Source organism: Bradyrhizobium sp. UFLA01-814, from assembly GCF_046718885.1.
Classification (GTDB): domain Bacteria; phylum Pseudomonadota; class Alphaproteobacteria; order Rhizobiales; family Xanthobacteraceae; genus Bradyrhizobium; species Bradyrhizobium elkanii.
Window position 1 is genome coordinate 20,190 of sequence record NZ_JAQOSR010000123.1, and the last position, 8,038, is coordinate 28,227.

Here is an 8,038-nt window from a genome sequence, read left to right on the forward strand (position 1 = left end):
GGTTCTCACGCGTTTTCTTTACGCGAACCGGTCTTCATTTCGCTCGAAGACGCTTTGGCAATAAACCCAAGACGTTCGCGCCAGAACCATGCTCGCGACAAAAAGCCGAGGCGTGATGCAGCATCCCACGTCAGCCGGCTTGCACCGGCCGCCGAAACCGTTCAACACTTGAACAATGAGCTCAGAGACGCCGTGTATCGCAGTCTGCATGATGGACCCCAGGACGAAGCTCTGCTTCGGCTGTGGCCGCACGCTTCCGGAGATCGCGCGCTGGCACAAGATGGACCGCACGGAGCGGCTGTCGGTGATGGCGACGCTGCCGGCGCGCATGGCCGAGGCTGGGCTCGAGCGCATGGAGCCGCGTCCGAAGCGCGCGTGATCGGCGTTGCGGCGGGAGTTGCGCCGTGACCCGTATCCTCCTCGTCATCGTGCTGCTGATGGCAACCGCCGGCGCCGTCGTCGCCTATGGGGACCCCGAGCAGATCGCCCGCGCCAGGGAAAATCTCACCCAGATCTTCGGCCGCAGCATTATCGCCTCAGCCTCCACCCCCAGCTCCGCCCCCGCGGTGCAGATTGCGCGCGGCCAGGGCGGTGAGTTCGCGTTCCGCGCCAAGATCAACGGCGTCAGCGCCCCGATGGTGATCGACACCGGCGCGACCTCGGTCGTGCTCACCTGGGAAACCGCGAAAGCGATCGGGCTGCCGATCGATATGCTCGAATACAATGTCGACCTCGAGACCGCCGGCGGTCACACCAAGGCGGCGCGGCTGACGCTCGACCGGCTCGCAGTCGGCAAGCTGGTCGAGAAATCGGTGCCGGCGCTGGTGGTGCAGCGCGGGCAGATGAAGACCAATCTGCTCGGCATGAGCTTCCTCGACCGGCTCGAGAGCTGGGGCGTTCGCGCCGACACGCTGAGCCTGACCGGCTATCCCGACGTCACCGGCAGTATCAACACCTCAAGCCGCCATCGGCGCCCGCGCACGGCTGTTGATTAGGCTGCGCCTGCGCTCACGCAACGAAGGCCAGGGGCGGTTTGATGCCGCCTCCTCCGCAAGCACGTGGCACTCCGGGGCGCAGATCCACAAATCACACCTGATGGCCGCTCGCTGTCCGATGCGTGCGCGATGCGGATCAACTTCCGCAGTGAAATGACGCAACGAACCGACCGCATGAGTGATCTGCAGTCGCACTGTCGAAACGAAGATTGTACGGTGCACGAAAACTGGCTCTACTGAGTTTCACTATCTGCTCCGGCATGTCGGCACGCGACGTATCTGATGACGACACGGTCAGAGACTAGAATTTCCGATCCTGCATGCCACGCGGCAAGGAAATTTCCGAGATAAAGAGAAAACAGCATCAAGCTACTGTTTGGCCAGGCGGGGCAACCATGAACGTTCGATCCGGTTTTCTGGACTCCATCGGCAACACGCCGTTGATCAGGCTGCGCGCGGCATCGGAGAGCACGGGCTGCAACATTTACGGCAAGGCCGAATTTCTTAATCCGGGCGGCTCGATCAAGGATCGTGCAGCCCTCGCCATCATCAACGACGCCGAGCAGCGCGGCCGGCTCAAGCCGGGCGGTGTCATCGTGGAAGGCACGGCCGGCAATGTCGGCATCGGCATTGCGCTCGTGGCCAATGCGCGCGGTTATCGATCCGTGATCGTGATGCCCGACACGCAAAGTCAGGAAAAGAAAGACATGCTGCGGCTGTGCGGCGCCGATCTGCGCCTGATGCCCGCCGTGCCATCTTCCCATCCGGACCACTATGCACGCTATTCCGGTCGCCTCGCCGAGGAACTGGGCGCATTCTGGGCAAATCAGTTCGACAACGTCGCCAACCGCGACGGCCACTATCGCACGACCGGCCCCGAGATCTGGCACCAGACGGATGGAAGGATCGATGGCTTCACCTGCGCCGTCGGCAGCGGCGGGACGTTGGGTGGCATCGCGCTCGCCCTCAAGGAGCGAAACCCCGACGTGAAGATTGCGCTGAGCGATCCGATGGGCGCCGCCCTCTACAACTGGTTCACAAGGGGTGAGCTGACGACAGAGGGTGAGTCGATTACGGAAGGCATCGGCCAGGTCCGTGTGACGAAGAACCTCGAGGGCACGCCGATCGACATGGCCTACCAGATCACTGATGAGGAGGCGCTACCCGTCCTGTTCGACCTGGTCGCGCATGAGGGGTTGGTTCTGGGTGGCTCGAGCGCGATCAACATCGTGGGAGCGATACGGCTTGCACGCGACCTCGGCCCAGGCAAGACCATCGTCACCATCCTTGCGGACGGTGGCCAGCGCTACCAGTCGAAACTCTTCAATCCGGACTTCCTCCGCAAGAAGAATCTCCCGCTCCCGCCCTGGATGATGTGAACGGGAGCCAACCCGACGCAATCGCTCCGGAGGCCTCAACCCGGTGCTACCGGTCGTCGTCGTGGATCGACGACGGGTGCCGGCACAGCGGCGTAACCTGGATCTCCATGAACGGAAACAGCGGCAGGCTGGACAGGATATCGTGCAACTCCTGCGCGCCAGACACGTCGAAGATGCTGACATTGGCGTAGCGCCCCGCCACCCGCCACAGATGACGCCAGGCCCCCGTGCGCTGCAATTCCATGGCGCGGACCCGTTCCGCCGCCTTCAGCGCGTCGACCTTCTCGACCGGGAGATCGTGCGGAATCCGCACATCCATTTCGACGTGGAACAGCATGATGATGAACTCTCTCAGCAATGGGGTGAAACGGCGTGGAGCCGCCGCAAGATCGCGGCGGCTCCATTGATCGGTCTATCAGATCGTCAGCCTTGTCGTCAGCCTTGCACCAGACCGCGGCTGACGAGGTTGATGTCGTCGGGGTTGACGAGGTCCTTCGCCGTCCAACCGGAGACGTCGTAGTCGCTCATGCAATTGCGGACGAAATCTTGCATGGCGCCGAGGTCGCCGGTGGCACTCGCGGCCATCAGCGTCTCGACGCGCAGGTTCTCGTAATTGCCTGCATAGTTGCGCTCGTAGAGCTCATGCCGGCCGCCGAACTCGGAGCCGACCGCGTCCCAGAGCAGCTTCAGCAGCTTGATCCGGTCGATCGCGGCATAGCCGTTGGAGCCGCGCACGAAGCGGTCGAGATAGGGCCGGATCGCCTCGCTCTCCAGATCGGCCGAACTCGACGGCAGATAGATCAGGCCGCTCGCGACATGACGCTCGATCAATTCCTTGATCCGCGGATAGGCCATCGGTGCGAACACGCGATAGGCCAGCCCGTAGTTCAGGTTCGGCAGATTGTAGCCATCGGTCCCCTGCCAGGCGATCGGCGACTTCACCATCGCATCGGCAATCCCGTGGAACAGATTGCGCCAAGCGATCACCTCGCCCACTGCCGTCTGCACGCCGCGGAAGTCCTTGGATCCAGTCGCCTCGACCGCCATCGAGAACAGGCCGGCGATGAAGTCGAGCTTGACGGCAAGCCGCGTCACGCCATGCAGCGTGAACCGCGGGATGAAGCCCGACGCCGGAAAGAACTGGTTGATCTTGTCGACGTCGCCATAGATGAAGACGTTCTCCCAGGGCACCAGCACCTTGTCGAACACGAGGATCGAGTCGTTCTCGTCGAAGCGGCTGGACAGCGGATAGTCGAACGGCGAGCCGGTCGCCGCCGCGGTGAATTCGTAGGACGAGCGGGCAATCAGCTTGATGCCCTTGGCATCCATCGGCGCCGTGAAGATCAGCGCGAACGACTTGTCCTTGATCGGAATGCCGTAGTGGGCGATGAAATTGTAGTGCGTCAGCGCCGAGCCGGTCGCCACCACCTTCGCGCCCGACACGATCAGGCCGGCGTCGGTCTCCTTCTCGACATGCATGAAGACGTCGCGCACCTCCTCGATGGCGCGGTCGCGATCGATCGGCGGATTGACGATGGCATGATTCCAGAAGTCGAGGCGCTCCTGGGTCCGGGCATACCACTTTTTTGCATTGCCGGCGTAGTCGCCGTAGAAGCTCGAATTCGCCCCCAGCGTGCCGAGGAACGACGCCTTGTAGTCTGGCGAACGGCCCATCCAGCCGAAAGAAACCTTCTGCAATTCGGCGATCGCATCGCGGCCCTTGACGAGGTCGTCAGCCGTTTTCGAGCCGAGGAAGAACGGATGGGTCAGCTGTCCCGAGCCGGTGTCGGTCAGGACGCCGATCTGATCCTTCTTCTCATGGAAGCGGTCGTACCAGCGCGCCACCATCCGCGCCGAATTGCGAAAGGCGGGATGCTGGGTGACGTTCTTGACGCGCTCGCCGTAGATGTAGATTTCCCGGCCGTCCTGGATACTGTCCAGGAATTCCGTACCGGTATAGACGCTGGTCGTTGACGCAGGCACGTCGGCCCGCAGGGCTGCCGCAGTAGTCATGGGTTTCTCCTCCGCTTGTGTCGTTGGACCGGCGGCGTTGCCACACCGGCCCCAAGACCATCTCGTCACGCTCTTGGACGGCGTGACATCGGAGGAAACGCTACGCGCTCACCCGGAGCAGGCGAAAGGTATCACACCATACCGCGCGGACCGGCCCGGCTCGGGCTATGACTCGATGGCGCGGACCGGACGGCAAGGATCGTTCGGCCGGCGCAACGCCGCAGCTGACGCAGCACGGCAAGGGAGCGAAACCGGAGCGAGCCATGGCCACGGGTTTAGGCACGGGTTTTGACAGCGCTGCTGTCGCTTTCCATCGCGATGGGGAATTGGCCCTCGACGCCTGCGTCGTGACCATCGGCGCATTTGACGGCGTCCACCGCGGCCATCAGGAACCGCTGCGGCAGACCATCGCGGCAGCGCGGCGCCGCGGCATTCCAGCCGTGGTCTACACCTTCGATCCGCCGCCAAAGGTGTATTTCGGTCAGGCCGAGCCGCTGATTTCGCTTCGCGAAAAGCTCGAGCGCATCGCAACATTCGCGCCTGACCACGTCGTCGTCGCCGATTTCAACCAGATCTATGTCCGGCGCACCGCGCTCGATTTCCTCGCCGAGTTGCATAAGCTGCAACCGCGTGAGGTGATCGTCGGCGAGGATTTCCGCTTCGGGTCCTGCAAGGGCGGCACCGCCCTGCTGCTGCGGCAGCCCTTCAACACGCGCATCCTGCCGCCGGTGCGCTGTGGCAATGGCGAGATCGTCTCCAGCAGCCGGATCCGGAGCTTGCGGCAATCCGGCCTTGCCGCCGCCGCGGCGACGCTGGAGAACTGGAGAGATATCGTGACCGCGCCACCGGCCGACCGATCCGGTTTGGCCCAACTTGAGGTCGCAAGCCGATGACCGCCATCGATCCGCGAGAGTTGCGCAATGCCTGTGGCCAGTTCGGCACCGGCGTCACCATCATCACGACGCATTGCGAGGGCCGCGATCACGGCATGACGGCCAACGCCTTCATGTCGGTCTCGCTCGATCCGCCGCTGGTCGCGATCTCGATCGCGAAAAGCGCGAAGATGCTCGGCAACATCCAGAAGACCGGCCGCTTTGCGGTCAGCATCCTTGCCGAGGGCATGGAGGATTTCGCCTGGCATTTCGCCGGCAAGCCAAGGCTCGACCTCTGCGACGTCTTCGAACGCCGCAACGACCTGCCTGTCATCGCTGACGCGGCGGCATATTTCGTGACCGATCTCGCCGATGAGATCGTCGCCGGAGACCACACGATCTTCCTCGGCCACGTCCGCGAGATGTCGCTGGAGCCCAGCAAGAAGCCGCTGCTGTTCTTCCGCGGCCGCTTCGGCGGCCTTGCCGATCCGCACCCTGCGCCCACGACGCTGGAGAATGCCGCTTACGAATTTGTCTGGTGAGACCAGCGACCGATATTCCCGAAAACGGGGATGCAAGTTTGAGCAAACTGCAAGAAAAGGAGGAAACGACCATGCTGAACGTCAACAAGGACACCATCACCGACCACGTGATCGCCGCGCTCTCGAAGGACATTCCGGATCGCAACCGTCAGATCATGACGAGCCTGATCCGCCACATGCACGACTTCTGCAAGGAGGTCGACCTGACTTTCGCAGAGTGGTTCGCCGCGTGCGAATTCCTGCGCCGCGCCGGCGACATCTCGGACGAGAAGCGCAACGAGTTCATCCTGATCGCCGACATTCTCGGCGTCGAGGTGCTGGTCGACATGCTCGATCACCGGGTCACCGACGGCGAGAGCGAATCCACCGTGCTGGGGCCGTTCTATAGGGAGAATCCGCCGGTGCTGGCCAAGGGCGCCTCCATCATCAAGAAGACGTTCGACAACGCGCAGACCGTCAAGGTCAGCGGGCGCATCAGCGACACGGCAGGGCGGCCGATCGAGGGCGTCACGATCGACGTCTGGGAAGACGCGCCGAACGGCCTCTACGACCTGCAGGATCCGGAACAGCCGGCCTACAATCTTCGCGGACGCTTCACGACCGACGCCAACGGCGAATATGCCTTCGTGGCGCTCCGCCCCGAGCCCTACCCGATCCCCTATGACGGCGCCGGCGGCGAGCTGCTGAAGTATATGGGCCACCATCCCTGGCGTCCGGGCCACATCCACTTCATGCTTTCGAAGGACGGCTATCAATCGCTGATCTCGCAGATCTACGATTCCGAGACCAAGTATCTCGACAACGACTCGGTGTTCGCCGTGAAGCAGAGCCTGATCGGCAAGTTCGCCAAGGCCCCCGCCGGCGCCGACACCGATCTGGTTCTCAGCTTCGACTTCAAGCTCAAGAAAGCCGCCGTCGAACGGCTCGTCGCCGCCGAATAATGCCCGTTACGTCCTGCCAGGCTCCACCAGCCTGGCAGGGCTCATTCTGAACTGACCTGCGAGGACATATGAGTCGTGCCGTGATCGAAATCGCCGAGCCCGTGGAGCGAGTGCAGGCTCACGCAAAGGACACTGCGATCCGCAGTATCCGCGCGACCATCGTGGAGGCGCCGACCCGCCGCCGGCACAAGCTCTCGAACACGGAAGTCACGCATCAGGGTTACGTGCTGGTGCGCGTCCTGCTCGATAACGGCGTGACGGGTATCGGCGAAGCCTCGACGCTCGGCGGGCCGCGCTGGGCCGAGGAGAGCGTGGAATCGATCAAGGCCGCGGTCACGAATTATCTGGCGCCGGCGCTGCTCGGACAGCCTGCCCTCGCCTTCGAAGCCAATGCCTTGCGCATGAGCAAGGCCGCCACCCGCAATTTCGCCGCCAAGGGCGCGATCGAGTCCGCCCTGCTCGACGCCGCCGGCAAGACGCTGGGCCTGCCCGCCAGCGCGCTGCTCGGCGGCGCCGTGCGCGAACGCATGGAGGTGATCTGGGCGCTGGCCTCGGGCGACAGCGGCCAGGAGGTGGAAGAAGCGAAAGAGAAGCTGCGGCGCCGCGAACACCGCCAGTTCAAGATCAAGTTCGGCTTCAACCGGCCGCAGGCCGATCTGAAGCGGTTGCAAGCATTGCGCGACGGCCTCGGCGACGAGGTGCGCCTGATCGTCGATGTCAACCAGGGCTGGACCGAGGCCGAATGCATCCGTTTCATGCCTGCGCTGGAGGAGCTGGATGTTGCCCTGATCGAACAACCGGTATCGGCGCTGCAACTGGAAGCGATGGCGCGTGTCGCGGCCCGCACCTCGATTCCGTTGCTGGTCGACGAAGCGGCTTTCACCAAGGAGGACATCGCGCGCGCCGGCGCGATGGGCTGCGGCAGCGTCTACTCGCTGAAGCTCGTGAAGAGCGGCGGCCTGTTCGAGATGAAGCGCGCCGCTGCGGTCGCGGCCGCGCACGGGCTCGAGCTCTATGGCGGCTGCCTGTTGGAGAGCAGCATCGGCGCGGCGGCGCATCTCGCCGCCTTCGCCACCCTGCCCAGGCTCGAATGGGGCACCGAACATTTCGGTCCGCGAATCCTCGTGGAGGATCTGGTCGTCAACCCGATCAGATTCGACGAGTTCGAGATCTGCGCCCCTGATGGCCCCGGTCTCGGCGTAGAGGTCGACGAGGACAAGATCCGCACCTTCGCCCGGAAGGACTAGCCGGATGGCGTCGTTCCCGCGGACAATTGACAATCCGGGGACCCACGCC

9 protein-coding genes are annotated in these 8,038 nt (G+C 63.6%); 7 read left to right on the forward strand and 2 right to left on the reverse strand.

From position 1 onward, the window contains the following. Positions 1–175: 175 nt before the first annotated feature. The 3 genes from PMN64_RS30180 to PMN64_RS30190 all read left to right on the forward strand — a co-directional run bounded on the left by PMN64_RS30180 (position 176) and on the right by PMN64_RS30190 (position 2,374). The gene (locus tag PMN64_RS30180) at positions 176–379 is read left to right on the forward strand and encodes a DUF1289 domain-containing protein (protein WP_026192618.1); all 204 of its coding nucleotides are present in this window, start codon (positions 176–178) and stop codon (positions 377–379) included. Between the two features lie 25 nt (positions 380–404). Beyond that, positions 405–995, forward strand: a complete 591-nt coding sequence (locus PMN64_RS30185) for a TIGR02281 family clan AA aspartic protease (RefSeq protein WP_304499695.1) — start codon at positions 405–407, stop codon at positions 993–995. A 395-nt stretch (positions 996–1,390) separates the two neighbouring features. Next, on the forward strand, positions 1,391–2,374 hold the full coding sequence (locus tag PMN64_RS30190) for a cysteine synthase A (protein WP_304499694.1): 984 nt from the start codon (positions 1,391–1,393) through the stop codon (positions 2,372–2,374). Positions 2,375–2,420: 46 nt separating this feature from the next. On the opposite strand, the gene catC is transcribed toward PMN64_RS30190, so the two are convergent. Together catC and PMN64_RS30200 are read right to left on the reverse strand one after the other, a co-directional pair. Beyond that, positions 2,421–2,711: a muconolactone Delta-isomerase gene (catC, locus tag PMN64_RS30195; RefSeq protein WP_026192617.1), complete on the reverse strand. Its 291-nt coding sequence runs from the start codon at positions 2,709–2,711 to the stop codon at positions 2,421–2,423. 98 nt (positions 2,712–2,809) lie between these two features. After that, entirely contained in the window at positions 2,810–4,387 is a 1,578-nt protein-coding gene (locus PMN64_RS30200; RefSeq protein WP_411783278.1) for a 4-hydroxyphenylacetate 3-hydroxylase N-terminal domain-containing protein, read from the reverse strand. 263 nt (positions 4,388–4,650) lie between these two features. Between PMN64_RS30200 and PMN64_RS30205 the strand changes: the two genes are divergently transcribed. The 4 genes from PMN64_RS30205 to PMN64_RS30220 all read left to right on the forward strand — a co-directional run bounded on the left by PMN64_RS30205 (position 4,651) and on the right by PMN64_RS30220 (position 7,989). Next, positions 4,651–5,280, forward strand: a complete 630-nt coding sequence (locus PMN64_RS30205; RefSeq protein WP_411783280.1) for an FAD synthetase — start codon at positions 4,651–4,653, stop codon at positions 5,278–5,280. After that, entirely contained in the window at positions 5,277–5,801 is a 525-nt protein-coding gene (locus PMN64_RS30210; protein ID WP_028344533.1) for a flavin reductase family protein, read from the forward strand. Before PMN64_RS30205 ends, PMN64_RS30210 begins: the two co-directional genes overlap by 4 nt. A gap of 71 nt (positions 5,802–5,872) precedes the next feature. Beyond that, on the forward strand, positions 5,873–6,742 hold the full coding sequence (locus tag PMN64_RS30215) for an intradiol ring-cleavage dioxygenase (protein ID WP_028344532.1): 870 nt from the start codon (positions 5,873–5,875) through the stop codon (positions 6,740–6,742). A gap of 68 nt (positions 6,743–6,810) precedes the next feature. After that, positions 6,811–7,989: a muconate/chloromuconate family cycloisomerase gene (locus PMN64_RS30220; RefSeq protein ID WP_411783282.1), complete on the forward strand. Its 1,179-nt coding sequence runs from the start codon at positions 6,811–6,813 to the stop codon at positions 7,987–7,989. The last annotated feature ends 49 nt before the right edge of the window (positions 7,990–8,038 follow it).

What these genes read in the sequence shown, in the direction of transcription:
- PMN64_RS30180 (WP_026192618.1), top strand. Translation starts at nt 176, where the DNA reads ATGAGCTCAGAGACGCCGTGTATCGCAGTCTGCATGATGGACCCCAGG.
- PMN64_RS30190 (WP_304499694.1), top strand. Translation starts at nt 1,391, where the DNA reads ATGAACGTTCGATCCGGTTTTCTGGACTCCATCGGCAACACGCCGTTG.
- catC (WP_026192617.1), bottom strand. Translation starts at nt 2,711, where the DNA reads ATGCTGTTCCACGTCGAAATGGATGTGCGGATTCCGCACGATCTCCCG.
- PMN64_RS30200 (WP_411783278.1), bottom strand. Translation starts at nt 4,387, where the DNA reads ATGACTACTGCGGCAGCCCTGCGGGCCGACGTGCCTGCGTCAACGACC.
- PMN64_RS30205 (WP_411783280.1), top strand. Translation starts at nt 4,651, where the DNA reads ATGGCCACGGGTTTAGGCACGGGTTTTGACAGCGCTGCTGTCGCTTTC.
- PMN64_RS30210 (WP_028344533.1), top strand. Translation starts at nt 5,277, where the DNA reads ATGACCGCCATCGATCCGCGAGAGTTGCGCAATGCCTGTGGCCAGTTC.
- PMN64_RS30215 (WP_028344532.1), top strand. Translation starts at nt 5,873, where the DNA reads ATGCTGAACGTCAACAAGGACACCATCACCGACCACGTGATCGCCGCG.
- PMN64_RS30220 (WP_411783282.1), top strand. Translation starts at nt 6,811, where the DNA reads ATGAGTCGTGCCGTGATCGAAATCGCCGAGCCCGTGGAGCGAGTGCAG.